Origin of the sequence: Sphingobium vermicomposti, assembly GCF_011762025.1 — a bacterium.
In the GTDB taxonomy this organism is placed as follows: Bacteria; Pseudomonadota; Alphaproteobacteria; order Sphingomonadales; family Sphingomonadaceae; genus Sphingobium; species Sphingobium vermicomposti.
Window position 1 is genome coordinate 466,942 of sequence record NZ_JAASQR010000001.1, and the last position, 16,835, is coordinate 483,776.

Consider the following 16,835-nt stretch of genomic DNA (forward strand, 5'->3'; position numbering starts at 1 on the left):
AGCTGCCGCCACGCGGATATCACCGCGAAAGCCCATTATCACGCTTACCCCGGTGCGACATTTCCATTATCACCGGGCCATGGCCACATCTTCACTGCGCCAACTGGACATATTCGCGCAGATAGTAGCGTCCGGCAATGCTGCGCTTTGCGCGCGCGACCTCGGCATTTCGGTCGAAAAGGTGGCGCAGGACCTCGCATCGCTGGAAATGCGTCTGGGCTATCGCCTGTTCGACGAAATTTCTGGCGACCTGCGGCTGACGGCGGCGGGACGTAAGACCGCCGAAGCGATGACTCTGCTGTCTCAGGGCGATCCTGAAAACTGGAGCGCCAGCAAAGCAGATGAACCGGAAGCGCAGCCTGCTTCCCAGGACGAAAGGCAATCCATCGTCCTGGCGGCGCCCGCCCCGGTATTCGGTCGCTTTCAGGAAGCGCTCGCCGCGTTCGAAGCCGCCAATGAGGATGTTGCGATCACGCTGGACCTGACCATCCACCTTGCCGAGGAAGCGGCGGCGGCGTTGCGCGAGGGGCGCGTCGACATCGCCTATTTCTATGCCCTGGGCGAGGCTGCGGACCTGCCGTCCCGCTATGGCTGGTCGGAACAGATCAACCTTTACGCCGGCAACGATCATCCGCTCGCGCTAAAGGACAGTGTGAGTGCGCAGGATCTGGCGACCCTGCCCATGCTGATGATGGAGCGGCCCAATCCGCTGCGTCGGATCATAGATGCCGCTTTGGCGCGGGAGGGCATCCGCACCGGCGACCCGGTGCTGGAAACCGACAATATGTTCGACGTCATGACCATATTGCGGGAAGGCGCGGGATGTTTTGCTGCCTTTGGGCCGCTGGCGCGCGATCTGGGCCGACTTGGCGGGATTCGCCGCCTTGCGCTGGAACGTTCCCTGCCCGCCGTTGAAGTGAGGCAGGCGATCGGATCGCGAGCAGCGGACGGATCGGCGGCCACTGCGCTGGCCGACTATCTGTTCCTCTGACGTCTTTTCATGTCGAGGCGCGGAAGCATCCCAGGTCAGCCACCGATTTTGATATTGATATGTTATAACATCGGCGATAGAGGGGCGCAGCTTTCGGCATATTGAAGGACGAATATCTGATGCTCCGGCTTCCCCTGCTGCGCGCCAGCTGCGCCATCGCGGCGTTTACCACTGCCCTCCCCGCCTTGGCACAGACCAGCACACCGCCCACTCCGCAGGCCTATCATGACGACAGGGCCGACATCATCGTGACCGCCATCATTCCCCGGCGGCAGGGCGATATATTGTCGGGCACGTCCGTGGTGGCGGGCGCGGAACTCGTCCGCGCGCTGCGCCCCACGATCGGCGAAACGCTGGCGCGCCAGCCCGGCGTATCAGCCACATCCTTTGGTCCCAATGCGTCGCGTCCAGTGCTGCGCGGCTTCCAGGGCGAACGCGTGCGCATCCTGACCGACGGCGTAGGCAGTTTCGACGTGTCGAACACGTCGGTGGACCACGCGGTTGCGATCAATCCCCTGACAGCTGACCGCATTGAAATATTGCGCGGCCCGGCGGCGCTTCTCTACGGGTCATCGGCGATTGGCGGTGTGGTCAATGTCATCGACAGCCGGATACCGCGACGCGTGCCGGACGAACCAATCCACGTGGACGGCATAGCCACCTATGGCAGCGCGGCGGACGAACGCACCGTCGCGGGCGAGATTGAGGTGCCCATCGGCGGCGGTCTGGTCGCTCATGCGGACGGCAGCTACACCAAGACCGGCGACCTGCGGACCGGCGGCTATATACTGGCAGCGCCGCTTCGCGCGATTGCGACCGATTCGGACGAAGAAGAGATTCGCGAAGACGGACGTCTACGCGGCAAGCTGCCCAATACAGCGGCGGAGACATGGGAAGTGGCGGGCGGCCTGGCCTATGTCGGCGATCGCGGGAATCTGGGCTTTTCAGTGTCGCACAGCGAAAATCGTTACGGCGTGCCGTCGCGCATTGATGTGACGGAGGCACATGACCATGACGACGATCATGATCATGATCATGAGGAAGAACATGGTCACTCCCATGAAGACGTCACCCTGGCCATGCAGCAGACGCGCGCGGACCTGCGCGGCGAAGTGGCGGTGAATGGCGCTTTCCTGGACAGCATCAGGCTGCGCGCCGGGTGGGCGACTTACCGGCATGATGAAATCGAGCCTAGCGGCGAAATTGGCACCACCTTCCGCAACCAGTCGATGGAGAGCCGGTTGGAACTGATCCAGTCGCGCCGGGGCAACTGGGATGGCGCGTCCGGCGTGCAATATTTCACCCGCCGCTTTTCCGCCGATGGCGAGGAGAAGTTCCTGCCCAAAAATGACACGGAGCAACTGGGCTTCTTCACCCTGCAATCGGTCGATCTGGGCGATATGCGGCTGGAAGCGGGTGCACGCTATGAAATGACCAAGCTGCGTTCGGTCCCCGATTCGGACCTGTTCATCACGGGCCAGCGGCGCAGCTTTGACGCATTTTCAGCGTCGGTCGGGGCAAGCCAGCAGATTGTTCCTGGCTGGCGGTTGGGGTTGAACCTTGCCCGCACGGAACGCGCGCCGTCCGCCGAAGAATTGTTCGCGCGCGGCAATCACGCCGGCACGCAGGCGTTCGAACTGGGTGATCCGAACTTTAGCCTGGAAAAGAGTTGGGGCCTGGAAGGCACGCTTCGCGGCCAGGGTGAAGGTTATAGCCTGTCGCTGTCGGCTTATCACAACTGGTTTGACGGCTATATCTATGACGCCATCGTGGACGATAGCGTGTGCATGGCCGCCAATGGTGGCGCAGAGCTGGAATTTCCCTGCTTCCAATATGCGCAGGCGGATGCACGTTACTGGGGGTTTGAAGCGGAAGCTTCGGTCAAGCTGGGGCAGGTCGACCGCTATGCCGTCAACCTGGATGGCGTGGCCGATTATGTCCGCGCAACCATCACCGGGTCCGGCCCGGCACCCCGCATTCCGCCGCTGCGCCTGCTGGGCGGGCTGGAGTTGCAGGACGAACGGCTGACGTTGCGCGGCGAGGTGGAACATAGCTTCGCGCAAGACCGGATCGCGGCAACGGAAACACGCACTGATGGCTTTACGCTGGTCAATGCGTCACTGTCCTTCAAGCCGTTCAGCGGCAACGACCGTACCAGCATCACCGTCAGCGCCAATAATATCTTTGATGTGGAGGCCCGGCGTCACGCCAGCGTGCTGAAGGATTATGCGCCGCTCGCCGGACGCGACATCCGCGTCACGGCACGGCTGTCGATCTGATAATCTAGCTGATTGCGCTATGTGACGTTTTCGTTACATAGCGCTTCCATGGATCAGGGGCGACCAGACATTGGCGCGGCCAGCCGCGCCGCGCTGGAACTATGGTGATGCGCCAGATCGCCGCGCTACCCTATGCCACGGACGCTGACGGGTCGATGCGCATCCTGCTGATCACGTCGCGCGAAACGCGGCGATGGGTCATCCCCAAGGGTAACCGCATCAAGGGCATGGCCGGGCACCGCGCCGCCGAAGTGGAAGCCTATGAGGAAGCGGGCATTCACGGTATCGCCTGTCCCGCGCCCCTTGGCCGTTACCGATATGACAAGCGGCGCAAGAGCGGCACCCGCGAGGCGACGGTGGATGTTTTCCCCCTTGCGGTCACCGGCCAGCTGCCCCAATGGCCCGAACAAGGGCAGCGGGAACTTCGTTGGTTTCCGGTCGCAGAAGCCGCAAAGGCCGTCGACGAACCCGATCTACAATCCATTATCGCAGCCTTTCGCGAACCACCCCGTAATCCGGGCTGGTTCTTCCGCATGCTGCTGCGGATCAGGGAATGGCAAACCGAAAGGACTGGAATGCTGCGCTGGTTTCACGCGTTGATGCCCAAACAGGGCCGATTTTTCGAACAATTCGAAGATCATGCCGCCATGCTGGTCGCGGGGGCGGACGCGCTCGCCAAGCTGCTGAAGGGCGGGCCGGACATGGATGCGCATATTCAGGAGATTTCCGAGCGCGAGCATGAAGCCGACGACATCATCCGCGAAGTGCTGCAGGATGTGCGCCGCATCTTCGTGACGCCGTTTGATCGCAGCGCCATCACCGGCCTGATCGGCGTCATGGACGACGCAATCGACCAGATGAACCAGACCGCCAAAGCGATTGCCCTGTTCGAGGTCAAGGAATTCGCATCGCAGATGCAGGACATGAGCGCGCTGATCGTCGAATGCGCGCGGATCACGGCCGAAGCGATGCCGCTGCTGCGCTCGCTCAACCTCAATTCCGTCCGGCTGCACGATCTGACCGAACGGCTGGTGAAGCTGGAAGGCCATGCGGACATTTTGCATGAGGCAGGCCTGAAGGCGCTTTATAACAAGGCGCGGCAGGGCAATCCGATGGACTTCGTCGTTGGGCACGAAATCTATGCGCATCTGGAAAAGGTGACGGACAGGTTCGAGGATGTCGCCAACGAGATTTCCGGCCTGGTCATCGACCACGCCTGATCGCCGCTTCGACCGAGCCCAGACCCGATGGAACCCCATATCGCCTTTCCGCTGCTGATCGCCCTGATCGGCGTCGCCCTTGCCTTCGACTTTCTGAACGGACTGCACGACGCGGCCAATTCCATCGCCACGATCGTGTCGACGCGCGTGTTGAAGCCGCAATATGCGGTGGCCTGGGCGGCCTTTTTCAACTTCATCGCCTTTCTCTTCTTTGGCCTTCACGTCGCGGAAACGGTGGGCAAGGGGATCGTGGACGCGAGCATCATCGATCCACAGGTGATTTTTGGTGCACTCATGGGTGCCATCGCCTGGAACCTCATCACCTGGGCGCTGGGCATTCCGTCCTCCAGCAGCCATGCGCTGATCGGCGGCCTGCTGGGTGCGGGCACCGCGAAGGCGGGAATGAACGCCGTCGTGTGGAGCGGGGTGTTCAAGACGAGCGCCGCCATCGTGATGTCGCCCGCCGTCGGCCTGCTGCTGGCGCTGTTGCTGGTGCTGGTCATCAGTTGGGTATTCCGCCGCTTCACGCCGCAAGGTGCGGACCGCTGGTTCCGCAAGCTCCAGCTTGTATCGGCTTCGCTCTACTCGCTGGGCCATGGCGGTAATGATGCGCAAAAAACGATGGGGATCATCGCTGTGCTGCTTTATTCGCAGGGCATGCTGGAAGGCGGCTTCCACGTTCCCTTCTGGGTGGTGATTTCATGTCAGGCTGCCATGGGCCTGGGCACGTTGCTGGGCGGATGGAAGATCGTCCACACAATGGGATCGAAGATCACCCGCCTGACCCCCGCGCAGGGATTTTGCGCAGAAACCGGCGGCGCAATCACCCTGTTCATGGCTACCCATCTGGGCATACCGGTGTCCACCACCCATACGATCACAGGGGCGATCGTGGGCGTGGGTGCGTCGCGCCGCCTGTCCGCCGTGCGCTGGAACGTGGCGTCCAGCATCGTCATCGCCTGGGTCGTGACCCTGCCGGCGGCTGCGTTGATCGGCGCGGGGTTCTACGAACTGACGCGGCTGTTCTGATAGCCGGGCTTCCGGCGAGTTGAATCCGATCGATTTTAACGCGAGCGCCCTTCACAAAGGCAGGTCGGCGCTCTATATGCGGTTTCGAAATCCGGCCGTCATGTCGCCTTCGGGCAATGCGACGGTCGTCCCGTGGATCGCCCGGGGACCAGCTTCAAGTAGCGCGCGAAGCTGGCGGGATTGGGCGAAAATCGGCGGGTCACAAGACGCTGACAGTGCGGTTCGGACAGTCCCGGCCCGCACTTTTTTGCGTGGCGACAGAGGGACGAATCACCCCCGAAACCGTCCACGTCAGGCTGAATTTCGCTGCGATGCGAAAAAATGCGACGAATTAACAGGCAGGATACGCAATGGCGACCAAGGCTCTCCCCCCGATCAGCAATACTGGCGCGAAGAAGCGCATAAGGAAGGTATTCGGCGACATCCACGAAGTGGTGCAGATGCCGAACCTGATCGAGGTTCAGCGGGAGAGCTATGAGCAGTTCCTGCGTTCGGACCCGTCGCGCGGCTATGTGTCGGGCCTGGAAAAGACCCTGCGCTCGGTCTTCCCAATCCGCGATTTCGCTGGCACCGCCGAAATGGACTTTGTCCATTATGAGCTGGAAGATCCGAAATACGACGTCGAGGAATGCCGTCAGCGCGGCATCACCTATGCAGCGCCGATGCGCGTCACCCTGCGCCTGATCGTGTTCGAAGTCGATCAGGACACCGAAACCCGTTCGGTCCTCGATATCAAGGAGCAGGACGTCTACATGGGCGACATGCCCCTGATGACGGGCAACGGCACCTTCATCGTCAATGGCACGGAACGCGTTATCGTGTCGCAGATGCACCGTTCGCCGGGCGTATTGTTCGACCATGACCGTGGCAAGACCCACTCGTCGGGCAAATATCTGTTCGCCGCCCGCGTCATCCCCTACCGTGGTTCCTGGCTCGACTTCGAATTCGACGCCAAGGACATCGTCAACGTCCGTATCGACCGTAAGCGCAAGCTGCCGGTGACGGCCCTGCTCTATGCGCTTGGCCTGACTGCCGAAGACATGCTGGGCCACTTCTACAACAAGGTCGTGTTCGTCCGCGGCGAAGGCGGCTGGCAGATCCCCTATCTTGCCGAAGCATGGCGCGGCCAGAAGCCCGCTTTCGACATCGTCGATGCCAAGTCGGGCGAAGTCGTATTCGCCGCTGGCCAGAAGATCAGCCCCCGCGCCGCCAACAAGGCGGAGAAGGACGGCCTTGAAACGCTGCTGATCCCGACCGAGGAAGTTTATGGTCGCTACAGCGCCTATGACCTCATCAACGAGAGCACCGGCGAAATCTACATCGAGGCCGGTGACGAAGTGTCGCCGGAGAATCTCGAAAAGCTGGACAAGGCGGGCATTGACCGTCTTGAATTGCTCGACATTGACCATGTCACCACGGGCCCTTGGATCCGCAACACGCTGAAGGCCGACAAGGCCGAAGAGCGCGATCAGGCGCTGTCCGACATCTATCGCGTCATGCGCCCCGGCGAACCGCCGACGAAGGAAACCGCCGAATCGCTGTTCGCCGGCCTGTTCTTCGATCCGGAGCGCTATGACCTTTCGGCCGTGGGCCGCGTGAAGCTCAACATGCGCCTTGACCTCGATGCCGAGGACACGGTCACCACCCTGCGCGTCGAGGACATCCTCGCCGTCGTCAAGGAACTGGTGAACCTGAAGGACGGCAAGGGCGAGATTGACGATATCGACAATCTGGGCAACCGCCGCGTTCGTTCGGTGGGCGAACTGCTGGAAAACCAGTATCGCGTCGGCCTCCTTCGCATGGAGCGTGCGGTCAAGGAGCGTATGTCGTCGGTCGACGTGTCGACGGTCATGCCGAACGACCTCATCAATGCGAAGCCTGCCGTGGCCGCCGTGCGTGAATTCTTCGGCTCCTCGCAGCTCTCGCAGTTCATGGATCAGACCAATCCGCTGTCGGAAGTCACCCACAAGCGTCGCGTGTCGGCGCTTGGGCCGGGCGGTCTGACCCGCGAGCGCGCAGGCTTTGAAGTCCGCGACGTTCACCCGACCCATTATGGCCGTATCTGCCCGATTGAAACGCCCGAAGGCCCGAACATCGGCCTGATCAACAGTCTCGCGACCTTCAGCCGCGTCAACAAATATGGCTTCATCGAAACGCCATACCGCAAGGTGATCGACACGAAGGTGACCGATGAGGTCGTCTATCTGTCGGCGATGGAAGAAGCCAAGCACACGATCGCGCAGGCCAACGCCGAGCTGAATGCCGACGGCACGCTCGCCGAAGACCTGATCTCGGCCCGTGAAGCGGGCGAGTTCCTGATGGCGCCCAAGGACCATATCACCCTGATGGACGTCAGCCCCAAGCAGCTGGTGTCGGTCGCAGCCTCGCTCATTCCGTTCCTGGAAAACGATGACGCAAACCGCGCGCTGATGGGATCGAACATGCAGCGTCAGGCTGTGCCGCTGGTCAGCGCCGAGGCACCGTTCGTCGGCACCGGCATGGAAGGCACGGTTGCGCGCGATTCGGGCGCTGCCGTCGCATCCAAGCGTGCTGGCATCGTCGATCAGGTGGACGCCACCCGTATCGTCATTCGCGCCACCGGCGACATCGAACCCGGCCAGTCGGGCGTGGACATCTACACGCTGCAGAAGTTCCAGCGTTCGAACCAGGACACCTGCATCAACCAGCGTCCGCTGGTGAAGGTGGGCGACCTGATCGAAGCAGGCGACGTGATCGCCGACGGCCCGTCGACCGAGTTTGGCGAACTGGCGCTGGGCCGCAATACCCTCGTCGCGTTCATGCCGTGGAATGGCTACAATTACGAAGACTCCATCCTGATCTCTGAGCGGATCGTGAAGGATGACGTCTTCACCTCGATCCACATCGAGGAGTTCGAGGTCATGGCCCGCGACACCAAGCTTGGGCCGGAAGACATCACCCGCGACATTCCGAACGTCGGTGAAGAAGCGCTGCGCAACCTCGACGAGGCGGGCATCGTCTACATCGGCGCCGAAGTGGAGCCGGGCGACATTCTGGTCGGCAAGATCACCCCCAAGGGCGAATCGCCGATGACCCCGGAAGAAAAGCTGCTCCGCGCGATCTTCGGTGAAAAGGCGAGCGACGTGCGCGACACGTCCCTGCGCCTGCCGCCGGGCGTTGCCGGTACGGTCGTGGAAGTCCGCGTCTTCAACCGCCACGGCATCGACAAGGACGAGCGCGCCATGGCGATCGAGCGGGAGGAAATCGACCGTCTCGCCAAGGATCGCGAGGACGAACGCGCCATCCTCAACCGCGCGACCTTCAACCGCCTCCAGGAAATGCTGATCGGCCAGACCGTCACGGCAGCGCCAAAGGGCGTCAAGAAGGGCGTCGAGATCGACGAGGCCCTTCTGGCTGAGGTCGAACGTCATGAATGGTGGAAGTTCGCGGTCGCGGACGACGCCCGTCAGGCCGGCATCGAAGCCGTCAAGGCGCAGTATGACGAAGCGGTGAAGCTGATCGTCGAGAAGTTCGAGGATCGCGTAGATAAGCTGCAGCGCGGCGACGAGCTGCCCCCGGGCGTGCTGAAGATGGTCAAGGTCTTCGTCGCGGTGAAGCGCAAGCTGCAGCCGGGCGACAAGATGGCTGGCCGTCACGGTAACAAGGGTGTCATTTCGCGCATCCTGCCGATCGAGGACATGCCGTTCCTGGAAGACGGCACCCATGTCGACATCGTGCTCAACCCGTTGGGCGTGCCATCGCGCATGAACGTCGGTCAGATCTTCGAAACGCATCTGGGCTGGGCCGCCCGTGGTCTTGGCGAACAGCTCAAGCACGCGCTGGAGGACTGGCGGGAAGCCAATCCGAACGCGCAGGCTGGCGAAATGCCGGACGCGGTGAAGACGCGTCTGCTGGAAACCTATGGCGAGCATTACGCCGATCAGATCGAAGGCCGCACTGCGGAACAGATCATCGATCTCGCCGAGCATCTGGCACGCGGTGTCCCGATGGCGACCCCGGTGTTCGACGGTGCCCGCGAAGCCGACGTGTCGGCGATGCTGGAACTGGCCGGGCTGAACAGTTCGGGCCAGTCGGATCTGTATGACGGCCGCACCGGCGACCGTTTCGACCGCAAGGTGACTGTCGGCATCATCTACATGCTGAAGCTGCATCACTTGGTCGATGACAAGATCCACGCACGCTCCATCGGCCCCTACAGCCTCGTCACCCAGCAGCCGCTGGGCGGTAAGGCGCAGTTCGGTGGGCAGCGCTTCGGTGAAATGGAGGTGTGGGCGCTCCAGGCCTATGGTGCCGCCTACACGCTGCAGGAAATGCTGACGGTGAAGTCGGACGATGTAGTCGGCCGTACCAAGGTCTACGAGGCGATCGTCAAGGGCGACGACACGTTCGAAGCTGGCATCCCCGAAAGCTTCAACGTGCTGGTCAAGGAAATGCGCTCGCTGGGCCTTAACGTCGAACTCACCTCGCTGGATGAAATTCCCGAGGAAGACGGCGGCTTCGCGCAGGCGGCGGAATAAAGGGTTTGCGGGGCGCGACCTGACGGTGGCGCCCTCCCTTCCGCTCCAAAGATTTGCCCTCATGAGGGAATGAAAAAGATGAATGAACTGACCAACTTCGCCAACCCGGTCCAAAAAGCCGAAACCTTCGATCAGATCCAGATCGGCCTCGCATCGCCGGAGCGCATCCGGTCCTGGTCCTTTGGTGAGATCAAGAAGCCGGAAACCATCAACTATCGCACGTTCAAGCCAGAACGTGATGGCCTGTTCTGCGCGCGCATCTTTGGTCCGATCAAGGATTATGAATGCCTGTGCGGCAAGTACAAGCGCATGAAATACAAGGGCATCGTCTGCGAAAAGTGCGGTGTCGAAGTCACGGTGTCGAAGGTCCGCCGCGAGCGGATGGGCCATATCGAACTGGCCGCCCCTGTCGCGCATATCTGGTTCCTGAAGTCACTGCCTTCGCGCATCGGCCTGCTGCTCGACATGCAGCTCAAGCAGCTTGAGCGCGTCCTCTATTTCGAATCCTACATCGTCACCGAGCCGGGCCTGACCCCGCTCGAAAAGTTCCAGCTTCTCAACGAAGACGAGCTGCTCGACGCGCAGGACGAATATGGCGAGGACGCCTTCTCCGCCGGGATCGGCGCGGAAGCGGTCAAGCAGATGCTGATGGATCTCGACCTTGAGGGCGAGAAGCAGGCGTTGCTGGACGAGCTGGCTGTCACCAAGTCGGAACTGAAGCCCAAGAAGATCATCAAGCGCCTCAAGGTCGTGGAGAGCTTCCTGGAATCGGGCAACCGTCCCGAATGGATGATCCTGGACGTCGTGCCGGTCATCCCGCCCGAACTGCGCCCGCTGGTGCCGCTGGACGGCGGTCGTTTCGCGACGTCCGATCTCAACGATCTCTATCGTCGCGTCATCAACCGTAACAACCGCCTGAAGCGCCTGATGGAACTGCGTGCGCCGGACATCATCGTCCGCAACGAAAAGCGCATGTTGCAGGAAGCCGTCGACGCCCTGTTCGACAATGGCCGTCGTGGCCGCGTCATCACCGGCGCTAACAAGCGTCCGCTTAAGTCGCTGTCCGATATGCTAAAGGGCAAGCAGGGCCGCTTCCGCCAGAACCTGCTCGGTAAGCGCGTCGACTATTCGGGTCGTTCGGTCATCGTGACCGGCCCCGAACTCAAGCTGCACCAGTGCGGCCTGCCCAAGAAGATGGCGCTCGAACTGTTCAAGCCCTTCATCTACGCTCGCCTCGACGCCAAGGGTCTGTCCATGACCCTGAAGCAGGCGAAGAAGTGGGTCGAGAAGGAACGCAAAGAAGTCTGGGACATCCTGGACGAGGTGATCCGCGAACATCCGGTCATGCTGAACCGCGCGCCGACGCTTCACCGTCTGGGCATCCAGGCGTTCGAACCCGTGCTGATCGAAGGCAAGGCGATCCAGCTTCACCCGCTCGTCTGCTCGGCCTTCAACGCCGACTTCGACGGTGACCAGATGGCCGTTCACGTTCCGCTGAGCCTTGAGGCCCAGCTGGAAGCGCGCGTGCTCATGATGTCGACCAACAACATCCTGTCCCCCGCGAACGGCAAGCCGATCATCGTGCCGTCGCAGGACATGGTATTGGGCATCTATTATCTGTCCATGGAACGCGAAGGCGAACCGGGCGAAGGCATGCTGCTGGCCGACATGCAGGAGGTCCATCAGGCCCTCTTTGCCAAGGCCGTGACGCTGCATTCGAAGATCATCAGCCGCGTGCCGCAGACCGACGAAAGCGGTCAGCAATATATGAAGCGCTTCGAAACGACGCCGGGTCGCATGCTGCTGGGCGAATGCCTGCCGCAGAACCACAAGGTGCCCTTCGACGTCGTCAACCGCCTGCTCACCAAGAAGGACGTGGGCGACGTGATCGACGAGGTCTATCGTCACACCGGCCAGAAGGACACGGTGCTGTTCGCTGACGCCATCATGGCGCTGGGCTTCCGCCACGCGTTCCAGGCCGGCATTTCGTTCGGCAAGGACGACATGGTGATCCCGGATTCGAAGGAAGGCACCGTCGCCGAAACCAAGGCACTGGTGGCTGACTATGAACAGCAATATCAGGACGGCCTGATCACCCAGCAGGAAAAGTACAACAAGGTGATCGACGCCTGGAGCCGTTGCGGCGACCAGGTCGCGAACGCCATGATGGACGAGATCAAGGCCCAGCCCAAGGATCCGCAGACCGGTCGCTTGGCCCCGATCAACTCCATCTACATGATGGCGCACTCCGGTGCCCGTGGTTCGCAAGCCCAGATGAAGCAGCTGGCCGGTATGCGCGGCCTGATGGCCAAGCCTTCGGGCGAGATCATCGAAACGCCGATCATCTCGAACTTCAAGGAAGGCCTGACCGTCCTTGAATATTTCAACTCCACCCACGGCGCCCGTAAGGGTCTGGCCGACACCGCGCTCAAGACGGCGAATTCGGGTTACCTGACCCGCCGTCTGGTCGATGTGTCGCAGGACTGCACGATCGTCGAGGAAGATTGCGGCACCGAAAAGGCGCTGGAGATGAAGGCTATCGTTCAGGGCGGTTCTGTCATTGCCTCGCTGGGCGAGCGTATCCTGGGTCGCACCACGGCGCAGGACATCGTCGACAGCAAGGACGGCACCGTCATCGTTCCGATCGGCACCCTGCTGGACGAAGCGCTGGTGGCACAGATCGAAGCCATCGGCACGCAGGCCGTGAAAATCCGCAGCCCGCTGATCTGCGAAAGCAAGATGGGCGTGTGCGGCAAGTGCTACGGTCGTGACCTCGCTCGGGGTACGCCGGTCAATATCGGTGAGGCCGTCGGCGTCATCGCGGCACAGTCCATCGGTGAACCGGGTACGCAGCTGACCATGCGTACCTTCCACATCGGCGGCGCGGCGAACTTCAACGAAACGTCGAACCTGGAAGCCATGTCGGACGGCACGATCGAGCTGCGCGACATGCCGACCATCACCGACAAGAATAATCGCCGCCTGTCGCTCGCCCGTAATGGTGAGATCGCGATCATCGACTCCGAGGGCCGCGAACGCGAAACCCACCGCCTGCCTTACGGCGCGACCATCCTGTTTGCGGATGGCGATGCCGTGAAGAAGGGCGAACGCTTCGCCGAATGGGATCCGTTCACCATGCCGGTGATCACGGAAAAGCCGGGTATCGTGAAATATGTCGACCTGATCGATGGCAAGACGCTGACCGAACAGACCGACGAAGCGACCGGCATCGCCCAGCGTGTCGTCACCGAACATCGCGGTGCCGCGCGCACCAAGGAGGATCTGCGTCCGCGCCTGACCCTGCTGGATGATGATTCAGGTGAAGCAGCCCGTTACATGCTGGCCATCGGCGCGACCCTGTCGGTCGATGATGGTGCGCAGGTGCAGGCCGGTGACGTGCTGGCGCGTGTCAGCCGTGAAGCCGCGAAGACCCGCGACATCACCGGCGGTCTGCCGCGCGTTGCCGAACTGTTCGAAGCCCGCAAGCCCAAGGACAATGCGATCATTGCCAAGGTGTCGGGCCGCGTTCAGTTCCTCAAGGACTATAAGGCGAAGCGCAAGATCGCCATCGTCCCTGAGGATGGCACCGATTCGGTGGAATATCTGATCCCCAAGAGCAAGGTGATCGACGTTCAGGAAGGCGACTTCGTGAAGCGCGGCGACAACCTGATCGGCGGTTCGCCTGATCCGCACGACATTCTGGAAGTGCTGGGTATCGAGCCGCTGGCGGAATATCTGGTCGCCGAAATCCAGGAAGTCTATCGCTTGCAGGGCGTGAAGATCAACGACAAGCACATCGAAACGATCGTTCGCCAGATGCTGCAAAAGGTCGAGATCATCGAGTCCGGCGACACCACGCTGTTGGTAGGCGAACAGATCGACCGCGAAGAAATGGACGAGATCAACAGCAAGTTGGCACCAGGCTTCCTGCCTGCTGCTGGCAAGCCGGTGCTGCTGGGCATTACCAAGGCGTCGCTGCAGACCCGCAGCTTCATCTCGGCAGCGTCCTTCCAGGAAACGACCCGCGTCCTTACGGAAGCCGCGGTTCAGGGCAAGAAGGACACGCTGGTCGGCCTGAAGGAAAACGTCATCGTCGGCCGCCTGATCCCGGCGGGTACGGGCGCAGGCATGAACCGCATGCGGGTTGCCGCTTCGTCGCGCGACGCGGCAATGCGCGCCGCGCTGCGGGCATCGAGCCAGATCGACCTGATCGCGCCCAAGACCGCTGCTCAGGAACATGCCGCCGAACTGGCGCAGGGTCCTGAAGCCGCGATCGGCGACGATCCGCTGGCGTCCGTCCAGGGTGAAGATTTCACCACCCAGGATCTCGACTGACGCTTTGAAATGAAGGGGGTCGCTTCCTATCTTGGAAAGCGGCTCCCAGCCCACCGACCCTATTAGGGAAGGTGAAAAAGCCCGCCGGACACCTCAAGCGGTCCGGCGGGCTTTTTGCGATTGGCGATGAAGGATTTTCGGCCATAAGTCAGCCTCAAGCCCCCTTGACCTATTTACCAAGCGGGCCTATTTGCGCGCTTCCGATGCGAGCAACCCTCGCCTTGGTGCCCGATCGTCTAATGGTAAGACTACGGACTCTGACTCCGTCAATCGAGGTTCGAATCCTCGTCGGGCATCCAATTTTCCACGTGACATAGCAGCCCAGCCTGTGTGGAAATCTCAGCACGACCTAAACAGAACGGTCGTCACAAGGCCGACGCCAATGTCAGCGGCAAGTGGCGGCATGGCATCCCCGATCATCTGTGGTTCGATCCACCTTCGAGGCGTTACAACTCTGACGATCGTTTGAAAAATGGCGGGCAGGCGGTGGTCACCGACCCTGCCCATGAAGCAGTTTTCAGAAGTCGGGTGCCAGGTCCATCAGCACGATCCCCTGCCCCACGCCCGCATCTATGACGTTCGCCGACCCGACCTGCGCGGCCATCATCCGGCCATCGGGACGCAGGACCGGGTTGCCATATTTCCAGCCGCCATACTGCACTATGTTGGTCATGCGCGTGTAGCGCGGCTTAACGGGGTCCAGATCCAGCACGCACAGATCCATGCCCTTGGCGCGATCCTGCGCACATTCGACCATTGTGCGCTTCCCGTCCGGGAATATCCCCTCGACTTCGTTGTACAGGGTGGAAGGCGTCGGATATTCGGTGATCTCTTTCGTCGCGAAATCAACCGACAGCACCTTTGTCTGCACCCCGGTAGGGCCCGCGCCATAGGCATAGCAAGGCATGGTCAGCCCCTTGTCGCCGGGCAGGAAGTCCTGCGCTTCGACAAAACATTCGGTGGTCGTCACGACTTCGCGCACGTCCTCCAACTTGGCGGATGCGCCATTCACCACGACGCGCCCGGTATAGATGGTGGTCGATGGCTTCTTTCCGTCCGCCTCCAGCGCAAGCTGGCTCCATGCGATCATGTTGCTGCGCGGGCTGACCGCCAGGCCTTCAAACACGGTGATGCCCAAAGGCACGGGCGCGCGCATCGCCTGGGCGTCCATCCAGAACAACTCCACCCGGCTCATGCGCGTTTCTTCCCGCGTCTTGCCCAATATGCGCGGCCCGAGCAGCATATAGCTGCCGTCGGCCAGATAGCTCACCCGCAAATAGCCTTCGCTGGGCGCATGGTCGGTCAGGTTGCGGACACGCCCGCTCGCCATGTCATATTCAAAAGCATCGTCATAGGATTTGCCGATGAAGGCCAACCTGTCGCCCTCGGGCGAAAAGACCGGACGCTCGCCAAATGCCGAAATCAGCTTTTGTCCCGGCGGCATGTCCAGGATCGGATTGCCGGGCTTGTTGCCGAGCGGCATCGTTGTCGGCACTGGCTCCCCGCGCGTGAAAGTCTGCGCCGAAAGTGCAAAGGGCGGCAAAGCGGCCATCGCCACGGCCATCAGAACATGGTTGGCTTTCATGAATGTCTCTCCTTTTCTCATAACGGTGCACCTTGGACGCGACGGCAAGTCAACTCATACGCGCCGCTGTTCCATCATATGGACGCGCCACCAAATCACTGGTCAGCCGCGCCCACGGGCGATAAAGCCATTGAGATGACGACTGAGTGCGTATCCGTTGCGGCAGAGCCGGAAATGTCCGGCTATCGCCGGGTGCTTGCTCACCTGCGCGACCTGCTGGTCAACGGCGGCGTCCAAACCGGCCAGCGCCTGCCCAGCGAACGGGAATTGGCGCTTAGCCTGGGGGTCAGTCGTCCTGCCGTGCGCGAAGCCGTGCGGGCGATGGAGATGATTGGTGTGCTGGAAACGCGCCATGGCCGCGCCAGCACGGTCCGCATTCCCGACGCAGCCGTGCTGGGCGAATTTTTTTCGCTCGCCCTGGCACAGCAGCCCGCGATTATCGACGACATCGTCGAGGTGCGGATCGCGCTGGAACGGCAGGCGTTGCGACTGGCCTGCGCCCGCGCCACCGATCAGGATCACCGGCAGCTCGAACAGGCGCTGGAAGAGATCGAGGCAACGATTGGCGACGTGGCCAAGGGCGGTCATGCCGACATGCATTTCCACACCCGGCTTGTCGCCGCCGCCCATTCGCCCGCTTTGTCGACGGTCTATGGCACCATCACCCACCTGCTGGAACGGTCTCACGTCGAGCGCCGACGACGCATCGCGGACAGCCCAAAGGCGCGGGAGTTCCTGATCGACCATCATCGCAAGGTTTACGAAGCCGTTCGGGCGGGTAACACCGTGATGGCAGACGACCTCATCCTCACTCATTTCGCGATTGGCGCGGCGTGGACAAGTCAGGCTCCAGGCACGGCCTGAACCAAGGATCGATGG

General features: G+C 61.7%; 8 protein-coding genes and 1 tRNA gene. 8 read left to right on the top strand and 1 reads right to left on the bottom strand.

What is annotated here, in order from left to right:
- Positions 1–79 precede the first annotated feature (79 nt).
- From FHS54_RS02380 to FHS54_RS02410, 7 genes are all read left to right on the top strand, one after another.
- Complete coding sequence (locus FHS54_RS02380; RefSeq protein ID WP_167302181.1) at positions 80–991, top strand: LysR family transcriptional regulator; 912 nt, start codon at positions 80–82, stop codon at positions 989–991.
- A 119-nt stretch (positions 992–1,110) separates the two neighbouring features.
- Positions 1,111–3,270, top strand: coding sequence for a TonB-dependent receptor domain-containing protein (locus FHS54_RS02385; protein WP_167302182.1), 2,160 nt, complete (start codon positions 1,111–1,113; stop codon positions 3,268–3,270).
- A 107-nt stretch (positions 3,271–3,377) separates the two neighbouring features.
- A complete protein-coding gene (locus tag FHS54_RS02390) occupies positions 3,378–4,490 on the top strand; it encodes a DUF47 family protein (protein ID WP_167302183.1) in 1,113 nt (370 codons plus the stop codon).
- A gap of 27 nt (positions 4,491–4,517) precedes the next feature.
- Entirely contained in the window at positions 4,518–5,519 is a 1,002-nt protein-coding gene (locus tag FHS54_RS02395) for an inorganic phosphate transporter (RefSeq protein WP_167302184.1), read from the top strand.
- 350 nt (positions 5,520–5,869) lie between these two features.
- Positions 5,870–10,036, top strand: a complete 4,167-nt coding sequence (rpoB, locus tag FHS54_RS02400; protein WP_167302185.1) for a DNA-directed RNA polymerase subunit beta — start codon at positions 5,870–5,872, stop codon at positions 10,034–10,036.
- A gap of 78 nt (positions 10,037–10,114) precedes the next feature.
- Positions 10,115–14,371 (top strand): DNA-directed RNA polymerase subunit beta', encoded by a 4,257-nt coding sequence (gene rpoC, locus FHS54_RS02405; protein WP_167302186.1) that lies wholly within the window; start codon positions 10,115–10,117, stop codon positions 14,369–14,371.
- 225 nt (positions 14,372–14,596) lie between these two features.
- Positions 14,597–14,670 (top strand) — tRNA-Gln (locus FHS54_RS02410).
- 218 nt (positions 14,671–14,888) lie between these two features.
- Here the strand turns inward: FHS54_RS02410 and FHS54_RS02415 are convergent.
- A complete protein-coding gene (locus FHS54_RS02415; RefSeq protein WP_167302187.1) occupies positions 14,889–15,956 on the bottom strand; it encodes a TolB-like translocation protein in 1,068 nt (355 codons plus the stop codon).
- Between the two features lie 135 nt (positions 15,957–16,091).
- Here FHS54_RS02415 and FHS54_RS02420 point away from each other — a divergent pair, with 135 nt between their 5' ends.
- Entirely contained in the window at positions 16,092–16,820 is a 729-nt protein-coding gene (locus FHS54_RS02420; RefSeq protein ID WP_167302188.1) for a FadR/GntR family transcriptional regulator, read from the top strand.
- The last annotated feature ends 15 nt before the right edge of the window (positions 16,821–16,835 follow it).

What these genes read in the sequence shown, in the direction of transcription:
- FHS54_RS02380 (WP_167302181.1), top strand. Translation starts at nt 80, where the DNA reads ATGGCCACATCTTCACTGCGCCAACTGGACATATTCGCGCAGATAGTA.
- FHS54_RS02385 (WP_167302182.1), top strand. Translation starts at nt 1,111, where the DNA reads ATGCTCCGGCTTCCCCTGCTGCGCGCCAGCTGCGCCATCGCGGCGTTT.
- FHS54_RS02390 (WP_167302183.1), top strand. Translation starts at nt 3,378, where the DNA reads ATGCGCCAGATCGCCGCGCTACCCTATGCCACGGACGCTGACGGGTCG.
- FHS54_RS02395 (WP_167302184.1), top strand. Translation starts at nt 4,518, where the DNA reads ATGGAACCCCATATCGCCTTTCCGCTGCTGATCGCCCTGATCGGCGTC.
- rpoB (WP_167302185.1), top strand. Translation starts at nt 5,870, where the DNA reads ATGGCGACCAAGGCTCTCCCCCCGATCAGCAATACTGGCGCGAAGAAG.
- rpoC (WP_167302186.1), top strand. Translation starts at nt 10,115, where the DNA reads ATGAATGAACTGACCAACTTCGCCAACCCGGTCCAAAAAGCCGAAACC.
- FHS54_RS02415 (WP_167302187.1), bottom strand. Translation starts at nt 15,956, where the DNA reads ATGAAAGCCAACCATGTTCTGATGGCCGTGGCGATGGCCGCTTTGCCG.
- FHS54_RS02420 (WP_167302188.1), top strand. Translation starts at nt 16,092, where the DNA reads ATGACGACTGAGTGCGTATCCGTTGCGGCAGAGCCGGAAATGTCCGGC.